The organism is Klebsiella sp. GW_Kp182 (assembly GCF_040062275.1).
GTDB classification, from domain to species: Bacteria; Pseudomonadota; Gammaproteobacteria; order Enterobacterales; family Enterobacteriaceae; genus Klebsiella; species Klebsiella michiganensis.
Genome location: NZ_JBEAFQ010000012.1, coordinates 1 through 20459 on the forward strand (window position 1 = coordinate 1; position 20459 = coordinate 20459).

The following is a 20459-nucleotide window of genomic DNA, read 5'->3' on the forward strand; positions in this document are numbered from 1 at the left end:
GTCACTGACTCATGTCAGCTCCCGGGGACGAACAACCTTGCCGCCTCGACGCAGCGTGAATGATTTTGTGTATGGTCATGTATAGCGAATGGCGGCGGACAACCCGCCATTCCCTGAAGCAAGGAACTCTTAATGGCGCAACAGAAATCGGTGACCCTGGTGATCAGCCATGTGCTCGACCCGGAGCATGGCCAGCGGTATGAAGCGTGGCTGGGCAAAATTATGCCGATTGCGGCAGAGTTTCCCGGCCATCTTGGCGCAAACGTCATTCGTCCGGCCCCCGGGCAGAATTTATGGAGCGTGATTATTCGCTTCGACACCATTGAGCATCTTTACGCCTGGACCCAGTCGGAGACCCGCCGCCAGCTGGTGGCGGAAATTGCGCCGCTGCTGAGCGAAGGCGATCGTACCGAAGTCCGGACTGAACCGGCCTTCTGGTTTACGCCGCCCGCGGCGAACGTGCGCCAGCCGCGACGCTGGAAGCAATTTTTAATCACCCTGCTGGTGATTTTCCCCAGTACAAACCTGGTGCCATCAATAACCGGAATACTGTTGCCCTCGCTGAAGGGAAGCCTGTTGCTGCATCTGATCAATGATGCCTGTGTGGTCGCGCTGGTGGTCTGGTTCTGGATGCCCATCGTGACCCGTCTGTTTGCTGGCTGGTTAAAGAAAAACTGAGCCAGTCTCCTGAAGGAGTGCGTTATGTCGCAAACTGCCACACTGATCCTGACCCACGGTCGGGTTCATACTCTCGATCGTCAAAATCCCCTGGCCGATGCGGTGGCGATCGCTGACGGTAAAATTCTCGCCGTCGGTAGCCACGATCGGATCATGAGCTTTGCCGCGGACGGGACGCAAATTATCGATCTCAAAGGCCATACGGCGATCCCCGGCCTGAACGACTCCCACCTGCACCTGATCCGCGGCGGCCTGAACTACAATCTGGAGCTGCGCTGGGAGGGGGTTCCCTCGCTGGCGGACGCGCTGCGGATGCTAAAAGATCAGGCCGATCGCACGCCGTCGCCGCAGTGGGTGCGGGTGGTCGGCGGCTGGAGCGAGTTCCAGTTCGCCGAACGGCGGATGCCGACGCTGGAGGAGCTTAACGATGCGGCGCCGGATACGCCGGTATTTGTCCTGCATCTGTACGATCGCGCATTGCTGAACCGCGCGGCGCTGAAGGCGGTGGGCTACACCAAAGAGACCCCGGATCCGGCGGGCGGCGAGATCGTTCGCGACGGTAACGGCAACCCGACCGGGATGCTGATCGCCAAACCCAATGCGATGATCCTCTACTCGACGCTGGCCAAAGGGCCGAAGCTGCCGCTGGAACTTCAGGTCAACTCAACGCGGCAGTTTATGCGCGAGCTTAATCGTCTGGGGCTGACCAGCGCTATTGATGCCGGGGGCGGTTTCCAGAACTACCCGGAAGATTATGAAATTATTGAACAGCTGCACGCCAAAGAGCAGATGACCGTACGTATCGCCTATAACCTGTTTACCCAGCGGCCTAAGCAGGAGCTGGAAGATTTTGAGCGCTGGACCGATATGCTCAAGCCGGGACAGGGCACCGATTTTTACCGCGCCAACGGCGCCGGGGAGATGCTGGTTTTCTCGGCGGCGGATTTCGAAGACTTCCTCCAGCCGCGTCCGGATCTGCCGGAAGGGATGGAAGATGAGCTGGAGCGGGTGGTGCGCCATCTGGTTGAACACCGCTGGCCGTTCCGCCTGCACGCCACCTATGATGAATCCATCAGCCGGATGCTCGACGTCTTCGAGAAGGTGAATCGCGATATTCCGTTCAACGGGCTGCACTGGTTCTTCGATCATGCGGAAACCATCACCGAGCGCAATATCGAACGCGTTAAAGCGCTGGGCGGCGGCATTGCCGTACAGCACCGTATGGCTTTCCAGGGCGAATATTTTGTCGACCGCTACGGTAAAGACGCGGTCAAACATACACCGCCGGTCGCGAAAATGCTCGAACTGGAGGTTCCGGTGGGTCTGGGGACGGATGCCACCCGCGTGGCGAGCTACAATCCGTGGACCGCGCTTTACTGGCTGGTATCAGGGCGTACCGTCGGCGGGATGGCGATGTACGACGACAGCAACCGCCTGCCGCGCGACGTGGCGCTGGAGCTGTGGACGGCGGGAAGCGCGTGGTTTTCCAGCGAGCAGGGCAAGAAAGGGCGCATTGAGCAAGGCCAGCTTGCCGACCTTGTGGTGCTGTCGAAAGACTACTTCAGCGTCGCGGAAGAGGAAATCAAGGGGATCGAGTCGGTGCTGACGGTGGTGGACGGCAAGGTGGTGTACGCGGCGGGACACTTTTCGCCGCTGGCGCCGCCGCCCATTCCGGTGCTGCCCGAGTGGTCGCCGGTGGTGAAAGTTCCGGGCCATTACCGTTCCGCGCCGCCGACGGCCGCGAATATCGGCGCGATAGTTCAGATGCACCAGTGCTGCGGCAGCTGCGGCGTACATGGGCATCAGCATGATATTGCGCGCAAATCGGCGATTCCGGTTGCCGATGAGCAGGCGTTCTGGGGCGTACTCGGCTGCTCCTGCTTTGCTTTTTAGCGCGACGGACGCTTATTAGTACCGGTAGGCCAATGAGAGCGTTCACGCCCTCATTGGCCTTTTTCATTTTCTCGGATAGCGCTGATAAGACAATGTGTGTCATTCTGCTCCCTCTTCAAACAGTGAAGGTGAGAACATGGATGATCTACTGATCTTTGGCGCTGTGATTTTATTCTGCGGGCTGGTGGTTGGGCCGCTCGTGGCGATTGCCGCGCTCAGGCGCAGCGCGGCGGTCCGTGTGGAACTGGCGGCTTTGCAGCGTCGGGTTGAGGAGCTTGAGCTGCGCGGCGTTGCGCAGGCACCGGTGGCGGAGGCAAGTGGCGTCGTGCCGACTGCTCCGGAAGTCGTTGCCTCTGTTGACGCAACAGCGCTGGTAGAACACGAGCCATCACCGGCGCCCGTGGCGGAAGCCGTTGACCCATGGCTTTCGCAGCCGAAGCCAACGCCGAAGCCGGAGCAGATGGCGAAATCGGCTCCTGAAACCGAACAACCTTCCGCGTTTGGCGGGATGGTATCGTCATTGGTTCGTTGGTTTATGCAGGGTAACCCGCTGGCGAAGCTCGGGATCCTGCTGCTGTTTCTTGGCCTCTCCTTTCTGCTGCGCTATACCGTGGAACACGCTCTTTTCCCCCTCGAGTTGCGTCTGGTCGCGGCGTCGTTGTTCGCCATTGTCCTGCTGGCTGTCGGATGGCGGTTGCGGCATAAGCAACCGATGTACGCCCTGATCTTACAGGGTGGGGCAACGGGGGCGCTCTATCTCACCGTTTTTGGCGCCTTTCGCCTGTGGCAGATGCTGCCGATGACCCTGGCGTTTGCGCTGCTGGTGGTGATTTGCGCGGCGAGCGTAGGGCTGGCGATTGTGCAAAAAGCGCTCAGCCTGGCCATGCTGGCGAGTCTTGGCGGTTATCTTGCGCCGCTGCTGCTCTCTACCGGCGGCGGCAGTCATGTGGCGTTGTTCTCATTTTATCTTCTGCTGTCGGTGGGCATTCTTACCATCAGCATCCGCCAGCACTGGCGGGAGCTTAATCTGCTTGGCCTGCTGTTTACCTTTGGCGTCGGTGGCCTGTGGGGGCTGAATGATTATCGGCCAGAGTATTACCTGAGCTGCCAGCTGTTCTTAATCGCCAATACGATTATTTTTGGCGTGTTGAGCGTGGCGCTGTCGCTGCGGGCGCAGGAAAAGGGTAAGCAGATTATTGACGGCGTTCTGCTGTTTGCACCGCCGCTGGTCGGCTTTGGTATGCAGTACGCTATCACCCGGCATATGGAATACGGTCCGGCGCTCAGCGCGCTGGGCTACGGTGGCTTCTATCTGGCTTTAGCCTGGCTGGCACTGCGTCGCTACCCCTCTTTAGGGAAGCCGCTGGTACTGGCCGCGCTGGCGCTCGGCGGCGCATTTACCACCCTTGCTATTCCCCTTGCGCTTTCGGCTCGCTGGACCGCGATGGCCTGGTCGCTGGAGGGGCTCGGGATCCTCTGGCTGGGCGTGCAACAGCAGCAGCGGCGTATGAGCTATAGTGGGACTGCGCTACTCTTTTTGGCGGTTGGCAGCGCGCTCTGGGCGCAGGCAAATGACGCCACGCCGCTTTCTTTGCTGCTGATTTTCGCTGTACTCAGTCTTAGCTGGCTGGTCGCCGCCTGGCTGTGGCGAAGCATTGAAGTGCACGCCAGTGGAGGACTGCTTTTGGGCGGGCTACTGTTCTGGGTGGTGGCGCTTGTCGGCGCATCGCAGCTGGCGTTGAGTAAAGACTCGCAGATTATATTTGGCGTGCTGGCGACGCTGGCCGCGTCGGTATGGTGCTGGCGCGCGGTCGCTGCGCGTTTAGTCTGGCAAGAGCTGGATGCCAGCAAATGGTTGTTGTGGCCAATGATGCTGATAGTGCTGTTTTATCAGCTATCCCAACAGCAGATTTTCGCTGCTGGCTGGCAAAATCTGGCCTGGTGCGCGGCGCTGCCCGCGGCGGTGGCGCTGCTCTGGCGTGATGGGCCTTCGCTCCCGCCGCGCATAAACAGGCTCGCCCACCTGTCGCTGTTCTGGATGGTGTTGCTGGCGCTGGCGATGGAGCTGTTTTGGTTTACCCGGGATTTGCCGTGGGGGATGTCGGCCTGGGCGAGTGGATTAATGATGGCGGCAGGCGGGGGGCTGATCTTCCTTGTCTCTGAAGCCGTTCATCGGCAAATATGGCCATTCCGGGTATGGCCTGGGCTGTATGCCTCTCAGGCCATGATACCGGTGGCGGTTGCGCTGGGATGCCTGCTAACGCTGACGAACGTGCAGGATGGTACGGTCTACGGTCAGACCTATTTGCCGTTGATTAACCCGCTGGAAGAGGGCGCCGCTTTCGCGCTGCTTGGGCTGACGATATTTTATCGCGTTTCGCGGCGTTATTTTCCGCTGCAGCTATCGGTATGCCGCCCCTGGCCCGCGGTCGCGCTGCTGGCGCTCGGCTTCTGGTGGCTGAATGGCCTGCTGCTGCGCGCCCTGGCCTGGTACGGCGAGGTGGCCTGGAATATAGAGGCGCTGTGGCATTCGCGCTTAATTCAGACCACTTTCGCTCTGGTCTGGACGCTGGCGGCGCTGGCGGTCATGCTGCGTGCGACGCGGCGACACTCCCGCCGCGAATGGCTGTGCGGCGCGGCGTTGTTAGGCGTTGTCATTGTGAAACTCATGCTGGTGGACAGCGCGCGCGGCGGCGGGCTGGCGCGCGCTGTCGCGTTTATCGGCGTGGCTATTTTGGTGCTGATCGTCGGGTATTTTTCCCCGTTACCGCCCAAAGCAGGAGAAGAAAAATGAAATGGATGAAAGCGGTGTTATGCAGCGTACTGCTGGGCGTGACGGGCGCGGCTGTCAGCGGCGATGAAGCGCGAGAAAAACCACTGGACTATATGCAGGGGGTGATGCTGGAAACCACCGGCGCGTCGCCCTGGTATCGCGTCGAGCTTTCCCCGCTGCTCTATCAGGGGACGGCGTGGCCTGACCTGCGCGATGTGCGGGTATTTAACCATCAGGGAGAGACCGTACCGTTCGCGCTGCAGGTGCAGAAGGCGCAGCCCGTTACGCCTGAAGCGATGACGCTGCGGCTTTTCCCTCTGGAGATGTCGCCGGTTCCGCCGCGCGAAGAGGGGCGACGCGGCGGAGAATCGCTGGTTCTGCGTTCAACAACGGGGATCGAAATTCATCTGGAAACCGATGATGCGAAGGCGCTCGGGCAGAGCTACTTACTGACGCTACCGGCGGAGAAAACGGACGCGTTTGCGCTGGCTCAGCTGCGGCTGAACTGGGCGGCGCTGGCGGGCAGCTGGCAGGGGAAAGCGTCGGTCTATTCCAGTCGGGATTTGAAGTACTGGCGCCCTGTCCAGGAGGATGCGCCCCTTATGGATCTGGCGCGCGATAGCGATCGTTTGAAAATGGATACCATTAGCGCTGACCTGACGCTCTCCGCGGACGGGAATCGTTACCTGCTGGTGATCCTCGATTCGCAAAGCAAGGCGGTCGTGTTAAATAGCGTGACGGCCCTGGCCGAACGCAGAGAGCCCGAGTCTACGCGCATTGAGCTTGATGCGCAGGCGAACAAGATTTCAGATGAGGAAGCCGTTTGGCGCTGGGCCCGGCCTCAGCCGCTGACTTCGCTCAGGATATCGATGGCCAGCGAAGGGGTTCTGCCGGTCGCGCTCTCCTGGCGCAGCGGCGAAAAAGAAGCCTGGCAGCCGCTGACCAAAATCGTGCTGTATCGACTGGACGGCAAGCGTTCGGAGGATATTCAACTTTCAGGCCAGCCGGTTGAAGCGGTGCGGATCACAACGATTAACGCCCGATTACCGACGTCGCTGCCCGCGATAAGCGGTGCGCGAGACAAATACCAGCTGATTTTTAATACCCAGGGAAAAGGGCCTTATATGCTGGCCTGGGGCAACCGGGCGGCGCCAAAGGCAGATGTCGCCATGGACATGCTGATACCGGCGTCGCTGCGCAAAACGCAGGCTGTAAGCGATCTACCGCTGGCCGTCGCGCAGGAGAGCGTCACCCTCGGCGGTGAAGCGCGGTTGACGGCGACGTCGGCTACCGAGCAGCAGAGCGGCTGGAAAACGCTGCTGGTGTGGGGAGCGCTAATAGTGGGCGTCCTGGTGCTGGCGCTGATGGCGTGGCGAATCTGGCGCGAAGTGAAAAAAAGCGGCTCCGTATAAAACAAAAAAGGCTCGCATCTGCGAGCCTTTTGCCGAACGTACGCCGATTACAGGCTGGATACGTTCTCGGTCAGGTATTTAGCGACGCCTTCCGGAGAAGCGGCCATACCTTCTTTTCCTTTTTCCCACTGCGCCGGACAAACTTCGCCGTGCTCTTCGTGGAACTGCAGCGCGTCAACCATACGCAGCATTTCGTCGATGTTACGGCCCAGCGGCAGGTCGTTAACCACCTGGTGACGAACAACGCCGTTGGCGTCGATCAGGAAGGAACCACGCAGGGCAACGCCTTCGTCCGGGTGCTCAATACCGTACGCTTTCTGGATTTCGCGTTTGATGTCAGCAACCATGGCGTATTTAACCGGGCCGATGCCGCCCTGGTCTACCGGGGTGTTACGCCACGCGTTGTGGACGAACTCGGAGTCAAAAGAAACGCCAACCACTTCTACGCCGCGTTTCTGGAATTCTTCGTAGCGCTTGTCGAACGCGATCAGTTCAGACGGGCAAACGAAGGTGAAGTCCATCGGCCAGAAGAACAGAACGGTGGCTTTACCGCTGGTGTGCTGTTTGAAGTTGAATTTCTCAACGATTTCGCCGTTACCTAAAACCGCTGCCGCGGTGAAGTCCGGAGCCTGACGAGTAACCAGAACCATATGATTCTCCTGTTAATACTAAGGTTAATTGGAACGCAACGCGGGCAAGTATAGGGAGAGGCGCCGGCGAACTCAACGTGACGCTGACAATCGATGATATAGGTTTTGCCTATCAATCGTTATTTGAAACGGCTATTCAGAATAGTCTTTTGCCAAAAAAGCGCAATCTTTTACAGTTCACCTTTTTTCGCCTGCGCCATCATCTGCGGGTAGAAGCGCCAGAACTGCTGCTCAAGACGATCGTAATGGGTATCCAGATCCTGCCAGGAGTCGCGCAGGGCGTCCAGCCGCGGACGGCGGCTGGCCATACCGTTCAGAACCCGCTGAATAAACGCCATATCCCGATAGCGTTCAAGCCAGCGCTCTGACCACAGGTATTCGTTGAGATTGACAAAACGCGGCGGGGAATCGGGCAAAATAAACGAGACCTGGGCGTGGGCGTAGCGGACAAACTCCGGCAGCGGCAGCTCGGGCGACAGCTGCGTCCAGTGGCGTGACAAGAAATGGTCCCACATCACATCCAGCGTAATCGGCGCGACCCGGCGCGTTTCGGGACGAAACCACCCTTTGGCTTCGGTGACTTCGGGCAGGTTATCCGTCAGTACATCGATCCGGCGGTGCATAAAAATGCCCTCCACGACGTCAGCGGGCCACTCGCCGGCGGGGTCGCCGCGAACGAAATCGGCCAGTAAATTACCGGAAAGGGAGCTGTCAGCGAGATGGGCGAGGTGCAGGTGTGCGAGAAAATTCATGCGATTCGTTATCCGGATACGGCTAGTTGTTGCAGCGAAGAGGTGTGAGCACTAGACTAAGCCGCCTGTTTTTAAGTCATGAGTATATGCCATGCGCGTCGCCGATTTCTCCTTTGAATTACCCGAATCCCTGATTGCCCACTATCCCATGCCCGAGCGCAGCAGCTGCCGCTTGCTGTCATTAGACGGGCCGACGGGCGCGCTGACGCACGGTACTTTCACCGATTTACTCGACAAGCTCAACCCTGGCGATCTGCTGGTTTTTAATAATACCCGCGTGATCCCGGCCCGCCTGTTTGGCCGTAAAGCCAGCGGCGGCAAGATTGAGGTGCTGGTCGAGCGCATGCTCGATGATAAACGTATTCTGGCACATATTCGCGCGTCTAAAGCGCCGAAACCGGGCGCGGCGCTGCTGCTCGGCGACGATGAAAGCATTAAAGCGACCATGGTTGCGCGCCACGACGCGCTGTTTGAAGTTGAGTTCGACGACGCGCGCAGCGTGCTGGACATTCTCAACGCTATCGGCCATATGCCGCTGCCGCCGTACATCGATCGTCCTGACGAAGACGCCGACCGCGAGCTGTATCAGACCGTATACAGCGAAAAACCGGGCGCCGTTGCGGCGCCAACCGCCGGCCTGCACTTTGATGAGCCGATGCTGGCGAAGCTTCGCGAAAAGGGCGTTGAGATGGCGTTCGTCACGCTGCACGTGGGGGCAGGAACCTTCCAGCCGGTACGCGTAGACAGCATTGAAGAGCATATTATGCACTCTGAATATGCGGAAGTGCCGCAGGAGGTGGTCGATGCGGTGCTGGCGGCAAAAGCGCGCGGCAGCCGGGTGATTGCGGTGGGCACGACCTCGGTGCGTTCGCTGGAAAGCGCGGCGCAGGCGGCGAAAAACGACCTGATTGAGCCTTTCTTCGGCGATACGCAGATTTTCATCTACCCGGGCTATCAGTACAAAGTCATTGATGCGCTGGTGACCAACTTCCATCTGCCTGAATCCACGCTGATTATGCTGGTTTCCGCATTTGCCGGCTATCAGCACACCATGAACGCCTATAAGGCTGCGGTAGAACAAAAATATCGCTTTTTTAGCTACGGGGACGCGATGTTTATCACGTACAATCCGCAGGCTATTTTTGAGCGCCCATAAGAAGGCTGTCGCGCTGGTTATTTTGACGCCTTCAGGAATTTATTAGCTATGGAATCATTTCGTAGCGAGTCGTTAAACGTCAGACTGTTTTTCTGACGCGGGAGTGATAATGAAATTTGAGTTAGATACCACCGATGGTCGCGCGCGCCGCGGCCGTCTTGTGTTTGAGCGCGGCGTCGTTGAAACGCCAGCCTTTATGCCGGTTGGCACCTATGGCACCGTAAAAGGGATGACGCCGGAAGAAGTTGAAGCGACCGGCGCGCAAATCATCCTCGGCAACACCTTCCATCTGTGGCTGCGTCCTGGTCAGGAGATCATGAAGCTGCACGGCGATCTGCACGACTTTATGCAGTGGAAAGGACCGATCCTCACCGACTCCGGCGGCTTCCAGGTCTTCAGCCTCGGCGATATTCGCAAAATCACCGAGCAGGGCGTGCACTTCCGCAACCCGATCAACGGCGATCCGATTTTCCTCGATCCGGAAAAATCCATGGAGATTCAGTACGATCTCGGTTCCGATATTGTGATGATCTTTGACGAATGTACGCCGTATCCGGCGGACTGGGATTACGCTAAGCGCTCGATGGAAATGTCCCTGCGCTGGGCGAAGCGCAGCCGCGATCGGTTTGACGGTCTGGGCAACAAAAACGCGCTGTTTGGCATCATTCAGGGCAGCGTTTACGAAGATTTACGTGATATCTCTGTTAAAGGTCTGGTAGAGATTGGCTTTGATGGCTACGCTGTCGGCGGTTTGGCTGTCGGCGAGCCGAAGGAAGATATGCACCGTATTCTGGAGCACGTCTGCCCGCAGATCCCGGCCGACAAGCCGCGATACCTGATGGGCGTCGGTAAGCCGGAAGATCTGGTTGAAGGGGTGCGTCGCGGGATCGATATGTTCGACTGCGTCATGCCGACGCGCAATGCGCGCAACGGCCACCTGTTCGTCACCGACGGCGTGGTGAAAATCCGTAACGCGAAGCACAAGAGCGATACTTCGCCGCTGGATGCAGAATGTGATTGCTACACCTGTCGCAACTATTCACGCGCTTACTTGCATCATCTTGACCGTTGCAACGAAATATTGGGCGCGCGACTCAATACCATTCATAACCTGCGATACTATCAGCGCTTAATGGCTGGTTTACGCAAGGCTATTGAAGAGGGTAAATTAGAGAGCTTCGTGACCGATTTTTACCAACGTCAGGGTCGAACCGTTCCACCTTTGAACGTTGACTAATTTTAATAATGAGGGAATTTCAATGAGCTTTTTTATTTCTGATGCGGTAGCAGCAACCGGTGGCGCGGCGCAGGGCAGCCCGATGTCTCTGATCCTGATGCTGGTGGTGTTTGGTCTGATTTTTTACTTCATGATCCTGCGCCCACAGCAGAAACGCACCAAGGAACATAAAAACCTGATGAACTCCATTGCCAAAGGCGATGAAGTACTGACCAACGGTGGCCTGGTTGGGCGCGTCACTAAAGTCGCGGAAAGCGGCTACATCGCTATCGCGCTGAACGATACCACTGAAGTGGTTATCAAACGTGACTTCGTAGCTGCCGTTCTGCCGAAAGGCACCATGAAGGCGCTGTAATTACCCATTTTCCCTAAGGGAACTGCCGTGTTAAACCGTTATCCTTTGTGGAAGTACGTCATGCTGGTCGTCGTCATTGTCGTCGGCTTAGTGTATGCGCTTCCCAACCTGTATGGTGAGGATCCGGCCGTTCAAATCACTGGCGCGCGCGGCGTCGCCGCCAGTGAGCAAACGCTGATCCAGGTCCAGAAAACACTACAAGAAGAAAAAATTACCGCGAAGTCTGTGGCACTGGAAGAGGGCGCAATTCTTGCGCGCTTCGACACCACTGATATCCAGCTGCGCGCGCGCGAAGCGCTGATGGGCGTGCTGGGTGACAAATACGTCGTGGCGCTTAACCTTGCTCCGGCAACCCCGCGCTGGCTGGCGGCCCTGTATGCCGAGCCGATGAAGCTGGGTCTTGATCTGCGCGGCGGCGTGCACTTCCTGATGGAAGTCGACATGGATACCGCGCTGGGCAAACTGCAGGAACAAAATATCGACAGCCTGCGCAGCGAACTGCGTGATAAAGGCATTCCTTACGCGACCGTGCGTAAAGAAGACAACTACGGCCTGAGCATCGCTTTCCGCGACAGCGCCGCGCGCGACCAGGCTATCTTATACCTTAGCCCTCGTCACCGCGATCTGGTTATCTCCACTCAGGGCAGCACTGGCCTGAAAGCCGTGATGACCGACGACCGTCTGAAAGAAGCCCGCGAATATGCCGTTCAGCAGAACATCAATATCCTGCGTAACCGTGTAAACCAGCTGGGCGTTGCCGAACCTCTGGTTCAGCGTCAGGGCGCCGACCGTATTGTGGTTGAACTGCCGGGTATCCAGGACACCGCGCGTGCGAAAGAGATCCTCGGCGCGACCGCGACCCTGGAATTCCGTCTGGTTAACACTAACGTTGATAGCGCCGCGGCGGCCGCCGGTCGCGTTCCGGGCGACTCTGAAGTGAAATATACCCGCGAAGGCCAGCCGGTTGTGCTGTACAAGCGCGTCATCCTCACCGGTGACCACATCACCGACTCGACGTCGAGCATGGATGAGTACAACCAGGCGCAGGTTAACATCTCCCTGGATAGCGCTGGCGGCAACATCATGTCTAACTTCACCAAGGACAACATCGGTAAACCGATGGCGACCCTGTTTGTGGAGTACAAAGACAGCGGGAAGAAAGATGCCAACGGGCGCGCGATTCTGGCGAAAGAGGAAGAGGTGATTAACATCGCCAACATCCAGTCTCGTCTGGGTAACAGCTTCCGTATTACCGGCATCAGCAACCCGACCGAAGCGCGCCAGCTCTCCCTGCTGCTGCGTGCAGGCGCGCTGATTGCGCCGATTCAGATTGTTGAAGAACGGACCATCGGTCCAACCCTCGGTATGCAGAACATCAAGCAGGGCCTGGAAGCGTGTCTGGCCGGTCTGGTGGTCTCCATCCTGTTTATGATCTTCTTCTACAAGAAGTTCGGCCTGATTGCGACCTCTGCGCTGGTGGCTAACCTGGTGCTGATTGTCGGCATTATGTCCCTGATTCCGGGGGCGACGCTGACCATGCCGGGGATTGCGGGGATCGTGTTAACCCTTGCGGTGGCGGTCGATGCGAACGTTCTGATTAACGAACGTATTAAAGAAGAGCTGAGCAACGGGCGCTCCGTGCAGCAGGCGATTGACGAAGGTTATCGCGGCGCGTTCAGCTCCATCTTTGATGCCAACATTACGACGCTTATCAAAGTCATTATCCTGTACGCGGTCGGTACCGGTGCCATTAAAGGGTTTGCGATTACCACCGGTATCGGTATTGCGACCTCAATGTTTACCGCTATCGTCGGCACCCGTGCCATCGTGAACCTGCTGTACGGCGGCAAGCGCGTTAAAAAGCTGTCTATCTGAGGAGTGCGTTGTGGCACAGGAATATACTGTTGAACAATTGAACCACGGCCGTAAAGTCTGGGACTTTATGCGCTGGGACTACTGGGCTTTCGGCATTTCAGGTTTTCTGCTGATTTTGTCCATCGCTATTATTGGCGTGCGCGGGTTTAACTGGGGTCTGGATTTCACCGGCGGTACGGTGATTGAGATCACCCTCGAAAAACCTGTCGATATGGACCAGGTGCGTCAGTCGCTGCAGAAGGCGGGCTTTGAAGAGCCGCAGCTGCAAAACTTCGGCAGCAGCCGCGACATCATGGTGCGTATGCCGCCGGTGCATGACGCCAACGGCAGCCAGGAGCTGGGCAGCAAGGTCGTTAGCGTGATTAACGACTCGACCAGCCAGAACGCGACGGTCAAACGTATTGAGTTTGTGGGGCCGAGCGTTGGCGCGGACCTTGCGCAGACCGGCGCGCTGGCGCTGATAGCTGCGCTGGTATGTATCCTGATCTACGTCGGCTTCCGCTTTGAGTGGCGTCTGGCGGCAGGGGTGGTTATCGCGCTGGCGCACGACGTGGTGATCACCATGGGCGTGCTGTCGCTACTGCATATCGAGATCGACCTGACCATTGTGGCCTCGTTGATGTCGGTTATCGGCTACTCGCTGAACGACAGTATCGTGGTATCCGACCGTATTCGTGAAAACTTCCGCAAGATTCGCCGCGGTACGCCGTACGAAATCTTTAACGTGTCGTTGACGCAAACGCTGCACCGTACCTTGATCACCTCCGGGACAACCTTGATGGTTATCCTGATGCTGTACCTCTTCGGCGGTCCGATTCTGGAAGGCTTCTCGCTGACCATGCTCATCGGTGTCTCCATCGGTACGGCTTCTTCTATCTACGTCGCGTCCGCGCTGGCGCTGAAGCTGGGCATGAAGCGCGAGCACATGCTGCAGCAGAAAGTCGAGAAAGAAGGGGCGGATCAGCCGTCAATTCTGCCGTAAGGCAATCGCGTAGCGATAAAACGAATCCCGGTCGCAAGGCCGGGATTTTTTTATTACAGCCGCCCGGATTTTGGTTACTCTCCCGTATCAGCACGCAATGACATGGAGAAATGCCGATGGCTGTCGTAACGCTTTCCACCGTTCCTCAACCCCCGCTCTGGCACGATGTGCCTTCCGTTACGCTTAACGACGACACGCTGCGGCTGCGCAAGTCCAGGGTGCTGGCAAATATGCGTCAGTCCGGCGTAGACACGCTTATCGTCTATGCCGACAAAGAGCACGGCGGCAACTTTGAGTATCTCACCGGCTTTATTCCCCGTTTCGAAGAGGCGCTGCTGGTGCTGCATCGGGACGGTGAAGCGGTGCTGGTGCTGGGTAACGAGAATCTCAAGCTGGCAGGCCATGCCCGGCTGGAAAACCGTGTGATTCACGCCCCGTGGTTTTCGCTGCCCAATCAGCCGATGGAAACCGGTAAAACGCTGGCTCAGCGGCTTCAGGAGGCAGGCGTTGCGGCGGAAAACCGAATCGGCCTGGCGGGCTGGAAGCTCTTTACCGGCGCGGCGGATGACCGCGCGCAGATGTTCGATCTGCCTGCCTTTATCGTGGACGCTATTCGCCAGGCCGCCGGCCCGCAGGCAAGATTAACTAACGCCACCGGCATTTTTATCGACCCGGCAAGCGGAGCGCGAGTCACCAATAATGCCAACGAGCTGGCGCACTATGAGTACGGCGCAAATCTGGCTTCCACCGCGATTCTCACCGCGCTTAACGCCGTTGCGCCGGGTAAAACGGAAAAGCAAATCGGCGCGCTGCTGGCGGCGGAAGGGCAGCCTAATAGCGTGGTGATGATTGCCGCTACCGGCGAGCGCTTCGCCTGGGCGAATCTTTATCCGGGCGATAAGGTGATTCAGCGCGGAGATAAATTCTCGCTGACCACCGGCTTCAAAGGCGGCCTGAGCAGCCGCGCCGCCTACGTGGTGGCCGATGAGAGCGAACTGGCGCCCGAGGTGGCTGATTATCTTGAGGTCGTGGCGAAGCCCTATTTCAACGCGGTGGTGAACTGGCTGGAAAATCTGCGCATCGGCATGCGCGGCGGCGATATGTATGCGCTGATAGAGCAGGCGTTGCCGAAGGCGGAATATCACTGGCACCTGAATCCGGGGCATCTGGTCGCGGATGAGGAGTGGCTCTGTTCGCCCATTGGCCCCCATTCAACCGCCTGCCTGCAAAGCGGGATGATACTGCAAATCGACATCATTCCTTCCCGCCCGGGCTACGGCGGCGCAAGCATTGAAGATACCGTGGCGCTTGCCGATAGCGCGTTGCGTCGGGAGCTGGCGCAGCGCTATCCCGAACTCTGGCAGCGTATTGTCGCCCGGCGCTTGTATATCGGCGAGCAGCTTGGCATTGTGCTTCCTGAAGAGGTGCTGCCATTTTCCAGTACCGTGGGATACCTGCGTCCGTGGCTGCTGAGTCCCGAGCGCGCGCTGGTGTGCGCACCATACTGACACAATGCTGTCAGTAGGCCTGTCTTACACTCCTCCTGAACCCAAACAATGGACAGGAGGATGTATGAACAACGTAATTAACTGGTTTGAGATCCCGGTTGCGGAGATGGATCGTGCCGTGGCGTTTTACGAGCCGGTGATGCAGGTGACGCTGCGTCGGGAAAAAATGGATTGCATCGAGATGGCCGTTTTCCCGCATGAGGATCCGGCTCCCGGCGGCGCGCTGGCAAAGTTCGATGGCGTTAAGCCCTCCGATCAGGGATGTATTATCTATCTGCATACTGACAATCTGGCGGCCACGCTCGATCGCGTCAACTCGGCGGGCGGAAGCTGCGCGTTTGGCCCCCTTGATCTGGCGGACGATATCGGCACGATTGCCCTGTTTATCGACAGTGAGGGTAATCGGATTGGCCTTCACCAACCCGCGTAAATGAGAAAACAGAAATGAGCCGACGCGCCGACCGTCTTTTTCAAATCGTCCAGATCCTGCGCGGGAGGAGATTAACCACCGCCGGGCTGCTGGCCGAGCGGCTCGGCGTGTCAGAGCGCACCATCTACCGTGATATTCGCGACCTCTCGCTCTCCGGCGTCCCGGTTGAGGGGGAAGCAGGGAGCGGCTACCGGCTGCTGGCGGGCTATGACCTACCGCCGCTGATGCTGACAACTCAGGAATCGGAAGCGCTGATGGCCGCTATACGGCTGCTGCAAACCTGGGGCGGCGCCTCGCTGTCCCAGGCGCTGGAGTCGGCGCAGGAAAAAGTGCTGGCCATTTTGCCTGCCGAGAGCCGGCGTAAGGCGGAGCAGTCGCGCGTGTTCGCACCGGACTTTGGTGCACAGGGCTATAGTAAAGATCAGTTTGATATAGTGCATCGGGCAGTCTCCGCCCAGCAGGCGCTGGGGCTGCGCTATCGCGATGAAGCGGGAAACGTGTCGCAGCGTGACGTACTGCCGCTGGGGCTTTTTTTCTGGGGCGAGCGCTGGCTGCTGGTGACCTGGTGCGAACTGCGGGAAGATTATCGCTGTTTTCGCCTCGACCGCTGTCTGGAGATTTCCGCCACCGGGCGTCATTTCAGCGAACGAGCCGATCGCTCATTGAGTGATTTCTTGCGTAAGGTGAGATGCGAAGAGCGTTAGCTTTTATGATCCCCGGCGTAGTTGCCGGGGATCATCGAGCCGATTAGAAGTTGTAGCCGACCACGAAGTAACCACCCCAGCCGGTAGAGCGGACGTTAAAGTCGCCGTCGCCGAAGTTCAGCTTCGCGTCATCCGCCCACTGGCCGCCGTTGTGGAAGTAACGCGCCACGACGGAGTAGTGCCAGTGATCGTAGTTCAGCGCCAGGATATGGCTGGACGCGATGGAGTTGCTGGTGCGTGAATGCTTACCGTTCAAATCATAAGCGTTGTCATCGCCCAGATCGGAGCCCCAGTCAAAGTTGGTGAAGCCGATATAGCTCAGTGAACCGCCCCACAGGTCGGTCAGCGGCACGAAGTATTTCACTTTGAAGCGGTAGCCGTCCCACTCGTTCTCGTTTGATGCGCCATAGTTTTGCCACTGATATTTCGCATAGACGTTGAGCGAGAGGCTCATCGGCAGGCCGGTATCGATATCGGTACCCAGACCCATATACCAGGTGCTCTGACGACCGGACTTGTTGCGGCCCATGTCGTAGATATAGTTGTTAGCGAAATACCACTCTTTGAACGGGCCGAAGCTGAGGTCGGTACCGGTCAGTTTGTCGATGGAGAAGCGCGGCTCAATTTCCATAAACAGCGGAGAACCGTGGTTCCAGATACCTTTCGCGTTGGTGTTACCACCGAAGAATACCGGCGCATCCATATAGCCATAGAAATCAAACCAGTCTTTCTTGGCGAACGCTTCATATTCCAGATAAGTATCGTTACGGATCTGCGGCCCAAAACGAGTGTGGTAGCTACCCACCACGTTTACACTCTGGTGCCACCAATCAGACAGGTATTGCGGTTTGTCGTTTTCTGCCGCGCTGGCAGAGAAAGATGCGGAGAGCGCCAGAGCTGTGCCGGCTGCCAGTAATGTTTTTTTCATAATGATGCCACTGTTTAAATTAAGCCTGAAGGCGTTAAAAGAAGCGCCGAAGCGTTTCTAAATATTTCGTATTTCTGTGGCGTCTATTATAGGAATCATTGCTCACAAAAATATGTGTTGTTTCACATAACGAACATATGCGTAATCGATTGCGTTCACGATTTTATGCATTTCTTGCGGGAATGCCACCGAAATTCATAAATTCTGGCAATTTTTAGTGAACTGAATGGAAAATCTGTAAGTGGATTAGCATGAGGGGAGGGGAGCCGGATGTTCAGGGCATCCGGCTGAGGGCGTTACGGCGTGTTTGCGGGCTGGATATCGTGGATGCGGACAAAGCCAACCTGCTCGGGCGTTACGCCATTCAGGCGTAGCGGAATATCGACGTCGCTCGGCGCCAGAACGCTTGCCGGCGCGCTAATCAGCTGATTTTGTACGTTAACTTCCTGATAGCTATCGGTGGTGCCGCTGATCTGCCCGGAGGCGACCGTCGCGCTAAAGGCCGGCAGCGGATCGTTTGATTCACCCTGGATACGCAGGGTCAGGCGGGTACCGTCGCCATCCGGCGCGATATTGAGCAGCGACATGCGCAGAGTACCAATCTGACTTTTGAGACGGGCCGGCGTTTTCGCCTCCGGCAGCAGGTATACGCCGCTGCTCGATTTCGCATTCAGCACGTTTTGCTGGGTAATTTTGACCGTTTGCTGGTTGAGCTGGGTCATCTCTTTGCTCAGGGTGCTCACGCTCTGGTTCATCTGGCGGATTTCGCTTTGCTGCGCGCAGGCGCTGAGGGTGAAAATGCTACCCACAATGGCCAGCTTTAAATAACGTCTTGTCATAGTTGGGATTCCGTTAACAGAGGATGCTTAATGGTAGACCGATCGGATAATCGCACTATAGATCCTTTGTCTCAAAAGCTCTTTCTTTGTTGTCGGGTCGCTTCGCGGTAAACTACCCGTTAGTTTAACTACATGTCAGGACGCGCCATGCATTGCCCTTTCTGTTTCGCCGTAGATACCAAAGTTATCGACTCTCGTCTGGTGGGCGAGGGCTCTTCCGTGCGTCGTCGTCGTCAGTGTCTGGTCTGTAATGAACGTTTTACGACGTTTGAAGTGGCGGAACTGGTGATGCCGCGAGTCGTAAAAAGCAACGACGTGCGCGAGCCTTTTAATGAGGACAAACTGCGCAGCGGTATGCTGAAAGCGCTGGAGAAGCGTCCGGTCAGCTCAGACGATGTCGAAATGGCGGTTAACCATATAAAAACCCACCTGCGCGGGACCGGCGAGCGGGAAGTGCCGAGCAAAATGATCGGCAACCTGGTGATGGAGCAGCTGAAAAAGCTCGATAAAGTCGCCTACATCCGCTTTGCTTCCGTCTATCGCAGCTTCGAAGATATCAAAGAGTTTGGCGAAGAGATCGCCCGCTTACAGGACTGAGCCGATGCAGGATGAAATATACATGGCGCGAGCGCTGAAGCTGGCCGCGCGCGGACGCTTCACCACGCACCCAAACCCGAATGTCGGCTGCGTGATCGTTAAAGATGGCCAGATCGTCGGCGAAGGTTTTCACTATCGCGCCGGTGAACCGCACGCGGAAGTGCACGCGCTGCGCATGGCGGGCGAAAAAGCGAAAGGCGCGACGGCGTACGTCACGCTGGAGCCCTGTAGCCATCACGGGCGCACGCCGCCGTGCTGCGAGGCGCTGATTGCCGCAGGGGTGACCCGCGTGGTTGCGGCGATGCAGGACCCGAACCCGCAGGTCGCGGGTCGCGGTTTGTACCGTTTGCAGCAGGAAGGGGTTGACGTCAGTCACGGGCTGATGATGAACGAAGCCGAGGCGCTGAATAAAGGTTTTCTTAAGCGGATGCGCACCGGTTTTCCCTGGATTCAGTTAAAAATGGGCGCATCGCTGGATGGGCGCACGGCGATGGCCAGCGGAGAGAGCCAGTGGATCACCTCACCGCAGGCGCGGCGCGATGTGCAGCGCCTGCGCGCGCAAAGCCACGCCATCCTGACCAGCAGCGCGACGGTGCTGGCGGATGACCCGGCGCTAACCGTACGCTGGGACGAGCTCAACGCCGACACCCAGGCGCTGTACCCGCAGGAAAACCTGCGCCAGCCTTTGCGCATCGTTATCGATAGTCAGAATCGCGTCACGCCGCAGCATCGTATCGTGGAGCAGGCGGGTGAAACGCTGTTTGCCCGTACCCGTGCAGATGAACGCCAGTGGCCGGAGAACGTACGCACGCTGCTGGTGCCGGAGCATAACGGTCGCCTGGATCTGGTGGTCCTGATGATGCTGCTGGGCAAACAGCAAATTAACTCGATCTGGGTGGAAGCAGGCCCCACCCTTGCCGGCGCGCTGCTGGAGGCCGGGCTGGTGGACGAGCTTATCGTCTATATTGCGCCTAAACTGTTAGGCAGCGATGCGCGCGGATTATGTGTACTGCCGGGGCTTGAGAAACTTGAGCAAGCACCCCATTTCAAATTCAATGAAATACGTCATGTAGGCCCGGATATTTGCCTGCATTTAGTGAACGCTTGATTTCCCCGGACAAAAGGGAAAGCAGTGCGCCGATTATTATGATAGAATCCGCCCCCCTTGCGGGGCCAAATGAACTGAACCCGAAGGAAGAGTATGAACATTATTGAAGCTAACGTTGCTACCCCGGACGCTCGCGTCGCCATCACCATCGCGCGTTTCAACAACTTTATCAACGACAGCCTGCTGGATGGCGCGATTGACGCCCTGAAGCGTATTGGCCAGGTCAAAGATGAAAACATTACCGTGGTTTGGGTTCCAGGCGCGTATGAGCTGCCGCTGGCGGCTGACGCACTGGCGAAAACCGGTAAGTATGACGCAGTGATCGCGTTGGGTACCGTTATCCGTGGCGGCACCGCGCACTTTGAATATGTGGCTGGCGGTGCAAGCAATGGCCTGGCGCACGTCGCTCAGGACAGCGGAATCCCGGTAGCCTTCGGTGTTCTGACCACAGAAAGTATTGAACAAGCCATCGAACGCGCTGGCACCAAAGCCGGTAACAAAGGCGCTGAAGCCGCGTTGACCGCGCTGGAAATGATTAACGTATTGAAAGCCATCAAGGCCTGATTTTTGTAAGGGGAATTC

The 20459-nt window shown here is 57.7% G+C and carries 19 protein-coding genes; 15 read left to right on the forward strand and 4 right to left on the reverse strand.

Annotated elements, in window-relative coordinates; translation table 11 throughout:
* Nucleotides 1-132: 132 nt before the first annotated feature.
* The 4 genes from ABLU88_RS13090 (at nucleotide 133) to ABLU88_RS13105 (ending at nucleotide 6756) form a co-directional block, all read left to right on the forward strand.
* Nucleotides 133-678 carry an antibiotic biosynthesis monooxygenase gene (locus tag ABLU88_RS13090; protein ID WP_004129650.1) on the forward strand — a complete coding sequence of 182 codons (546 nt, stop codon included), beginning with the start codon at nucleotides 133-135 and terminating at the stop codon, nucleotides 676-678.
* A 24-nt stretch (nucleotides 679-702) separates the two neighbouring features.
* Nucleotides 703-2571 carry an amidohydrolase gene (locus ABLU88_RS13095; RefSeq protein ID WP_014228153.1) on the forward strand — a complete coding sequence of 623 codons (1869 nt, stop codon included), beginning with the start codon at nucleotides 703-705 and terminating at the stop codon, nucleotides 2569-2571.
* Between the two features lie 136 nt (nucleotides 2572-2707).
* Nucleotides 2708-5365: a DUF2339 domain-containing protein gene (locus ABLU88_RS13100; protein ID WP_046877007.1), complete on the forward strand. Its 2658-nt coding sequence runs from the start codon at nucleotides 2708-2710 to the stop codon at nucleotides 5363-5365.
* The gene (locus ABLU88_RS13105) at nucleotides 5362-6756 is read left to right on the forward strand and encodes a DUF3999 domain-containing protein (protein WP_348836691.1); all 1395 of its coding nucleotides are present in this window, start codon (nucleotides 5362-5364) and stop codon (nucleotides 6754-6756) included. The genes ABLU88_RS13100 and ABLU88_RS13105 overlap by 4 nt, the downstream gene beginning before the upstream one ends.
* Before the next feature lie 47 nt (nucleotides 6757-6803).
* Here ABLU88_RS13105 and ABLU88_RS13110 read toward each other — a convergent pair whose 3' ends face one another.
* A complete protein-coding gene (locus ABLU88_RS13110) occupies nucleotides 6804-7406 on the reverse strand; it encodes a peroxiredoxin (RefSeq protein ID WP_004099418.1) in 603 nt (200 codons plus the stop codon).
* Nucleotides 7407-7576: 170 nt separating this feature from the next.
* Nucleotides 7577-8158, reverse strand: a complete 582-nt coding sequence (gene acpH, locus ABLU88_RS13115; RefSeq protein WP_014228156.1) for an ACP phosphodiesterase — start codon at nucleotides 8156-8158, stop codon at nucleotides 7577-7579.
* 91 nt (nucleotides 8159-8249) lie between these two features.
* Between acpH and queA the strand changes: the two genes are divergently transcribed.
* The 8 genes from queA to ABLU88_RS13155 all read left to right on the forward strand — a co-directional run bounded on the left by queA (nucleotide 8250) and on the right by ABLU88_RS13155 (nucleotide 16405).
* A complete protein-coding gene (gene queA, locus ABLU88_RS13120) occupies nucleotides 8250-9314 on the forward strand; it encodes a tRNA preQ1(34) S-adenosylmethionine ribosyltransferase-isomerase QueA (protein ID WP_032694142.1) in 1065 nt (354 codons plus the stop codon).
* A gap of 109 nt (nucleotides 9315-9423) precedes the next feature.
* A complete protein-coding gene (tgt, locus tag ABLU88_RS13125; protein WP_004129667.1) occupies nucleotides 9424-10551 on the forward strand; it encodes a tRNA guanosine(34) transglycosylase Tgt in 1128 nt (375 codons plus the stop codon).
* Between the two features lie 22 nt (nucleotides 10552-10573).
* Entirely contained in the window at nucleotides 10574-10906 is a 333-nt protein-coding gene (gene yajC, locus ABLU88_RS13130; RefSeq protein WP_004099423.1) for a preprotein translocase subunit YajC, read from the forward strand.
* Between the two features lie 27 nt (nucleotides 10907-10933).
* Nucleotides 10934-12781, forward strand: a complete 1848-nt coding sequence (secD, locus tag ABLU88_RS13135) for a protein translocase subunit SecD (protein ID WP_348836694.1) — start codon at nucleotides 10934-10936, stop codon at nucleotides 12779-12781.
* 10 nt (nucleotides 12782-12791) lie between these two features.
* A complete protein-coding gene (secF, locus tag ABLU88_RS13140; protein WP_004848195.1) occupies nucleotides 12792-13763 on the forward strand; it encodes a protein translocase subunit SecF in 972 nt (323 codons plus the stop codon).
* A 116-nt stretch (nucleotides 13764-13879) separates the two neighbouring features.
* Nucleotides 13880-15271, forward strand: a complete 1392-nt coding sequence (locus ABLU88_RS13145) for a M24 family metallopeptidase (RefSeq protein ID WP_048261401.1) — start codon at nucleotides 13880-13882, stop codon at nucleotides 15269-15271.
* A gap of 64 nt (nucleotides 15272-15335) precedes the next feature.
* Entirely contained in the window at nucleotides 15336-15701 is a 366-nt protein-coding gene (locus ABLU88_RS13150) for a VOC family protein (protein WP_348836696.1), read from the forward strand.
* Between the two features lie 14 nt (nucleotides 15702-15715).
* On the forward strand, nucleotides 15716-16405 hold the full coding sequence (locus tag ABLU88_RS13155) for a YafY family protein (RefSeq protein ID WP_014228161.1): 690 nt from the start codon (nucleotides 15716-15718) through the stop codon (nucleotides 16403-16405).
* A gap of 43 nt (nucleotides 16406-16448) precedes the next feature.
* On the opposite strand, the gene ABLU88_RS13160 is transcribed toward ABLU88_RS13155, so the two are convergent.
* Both ABLU88_RS13160 and ABLU88_RS13165 read right to left on the reverse strand, forming a co-directional pair.
* Nucleotides 16449-17333, reverse strand: a complete 885-nt coding sequence (locus tag ABLU88_RS13160) for a nucleoside-specific channel-forming protein Tsx (protein ID WP_348836697.1) — start codon at nucleotides 17331-17333, stop codon at nucleotides 16449-16451.
* A gap of 296 nt (nucleotides 17334-17629) precedes the next feature.
* Entirely contained in the window at nucleotides 17630-18172 is a 543-nt protein-coding gene (locus ABLU88_RS13165; RefSeq protein WP_004848204.1) for a DUF3251 domain-containing protein, read from the reverse strand.
* A gap of 147 nt (nucleotides 18173-18319) precedes the next feature.
* On the opposite strand from ABLU88_RS13165, the gene nrdR reads away from it, so the two are divergent.
* The 3 genes from nrdR to ribE all read left to right on the forward strand — a co-directional run bounded on the left by nrdR (nucleotide 18320) and on the right by ribE (nucleotide 20441).
* Nucleotides 18320-18769 (forward strand): transcriptional regulator NrdR, encoded by a 450-nt coding sequence (gene nrdR, locus ABLU88_RS13170; RefSeq protein ID WP_014228162.1) that lies wholly within the window; start codon nucleotides 18320-18322, stop codon nucleotides 18767-18769.
* A 4-nt stretch (nucleotides 18770-18773) separates the two neighbouring features.
* The gene (gene ribD / locus ABLU88_RS13175; RefSeq protein ID WP_025107180.1) at nucleotides 18774-19877 is read left to right on the forward strand and encodes a bifunctional diaminohydroxyphosphoribosylaminopyrimidine deaminase/5-amino-6-(5-phosphoribosylamino)uracil reductase RibD; all 1104 of its coding nucleotides are present in this window, start codon (nucleotides 18774-18776) and stop codon (nucleotides 19875-19877) included.
* Nucleotides 19878-19970: 93 nt separating this feature from the next.
* Complete coding sequence (gene ribE, locus ABLU88_RS13180; RefSeq protein ID WP_004129690.1) at nucleotides 19971-20441, forward strand: 6,7-dimethyl-8-ribityllumazine synthase; 471 nt, start codon at nucleotides 19971-19973, stop codon at nucleotides 20439-20441.
* Nucleotides 20442-20459: the final 18 nt, after the last annotated feature.

Bases quoted from the DNA above. Each gene is read 5' to 3' on its own strand.
- ABLU88_RS13090 (WP_004129650.1), top strand. From the start codon at position 133: ATGGCGCAACAGAAATCGGTGACCCTGGTGATCAGCCATGTGCTCGAC.
- ABLU88_RS13095 (WP_014228153.1), top strand. From the start codon at position 703: ATGTCGCAAACTGCCACACTGATCCTGACCCACGGTCGGGTTCATACT.
- ABLU88_RS13100 (WP_046877007.1), top strand. From the start codon at position 2,708: ATGGATGATCTACTGATCTTTGGCGCTGTGATTTTATTCTGCGGGCTG.
- ABLU88_RS13105 (WP_348836691.1), top strand. From the start codon at position 5,362: ATGAAATGGATGAAAGCGGTGTTATGCAGCGTACTGCTGGGCGTGACG.
- ABLU88_RS13110 (WP_004099418.1), bottom strand. From the start codon at position 7,406: ATGGTTCTGGTTACTCGTCAGGCTCCGGACTTCACCGCGGCAGCGGTT.
- acpH (WP_014228156.1), bottom strand. From the start codon at position 8,158: ATGAATTTTCTCGCACACCTGCACCTCGCCCATCTCGCTGACAGCTCC.
- queA (WP_032694142.1), top strand. From the start codon at position 8,250: ATGCGCGTCGCCGATTTCTCCTTTGAATTACCCGAATCCCTGATTGCC.
- tgt (WP_004129667.1), top strand. From the start codon at position 9,424: ATGAAATTTGAGTTAGATACCACCGATGGTCGCGCGCGCCGCGGCCGT.
- yajC (WP_004099423.1), top strand. From the start codon at position 10,574: ATGAGCTTTTTTATTTCTGATGCGGTAGCAGCAACCGGTGGCGCGGCG.
- ABLU88_RS13145 (WP_048261401.1), top strand. From the start codon at position 13,880: ATGGCTGTCGTAACGCTTTCCACCGTTCCTCAACCCCCGCTCTGGCAC.
- ABLU88_RS13150 (WP_348836696.1), top strand. From the start codon at position 15,336: ATGAACAACGTAATTAACTGGTTTGAGATCCCGGTTGCGGAGATGGAT.
- ABLU88_RS13155 (WP_014228161.1), top strand. From the start codon at position 15,716: ATGAGCCGACGCGCCGACCGTCTTTTTCAAATCGTCCAGATCCTGCGC.
- ABLU88_RS13160 (WP_348836697.1), bottom strand. From the start codon at position 17,333: ATGAAAAAAACATTACTGGCAGCCGGCACAGCTCTGGCGCTCTCCGCA.
- ABLU88_RS13165 (WP_004848204.1), bottom strand. From the start codon at position 18,172: ATGACAAGACGTTATTTAAAGCTGGCCATTGTGGGTAGCATTTTCACC.
- nrdR (WP_014228162.1), top strand. From the start codon at position 18,320: ATGCATTGCCCTTTCTGTTTCGCCGTAGATACCAAAGTTATCGACTCT.
- ribD (WP_025107180.1), top strand. From the start codon at position 18,774: ATGCAGGATGAAATATACATGGCGCGAGCGCTGAAGCTGGCCGCGCGC.
- ribE (WP_004129690.1), top strand. From the start codon at position 19,971: ATGAACATTATTGAAGCTAACGTTGCTACCCCGGACGCTCGCGTCGCC.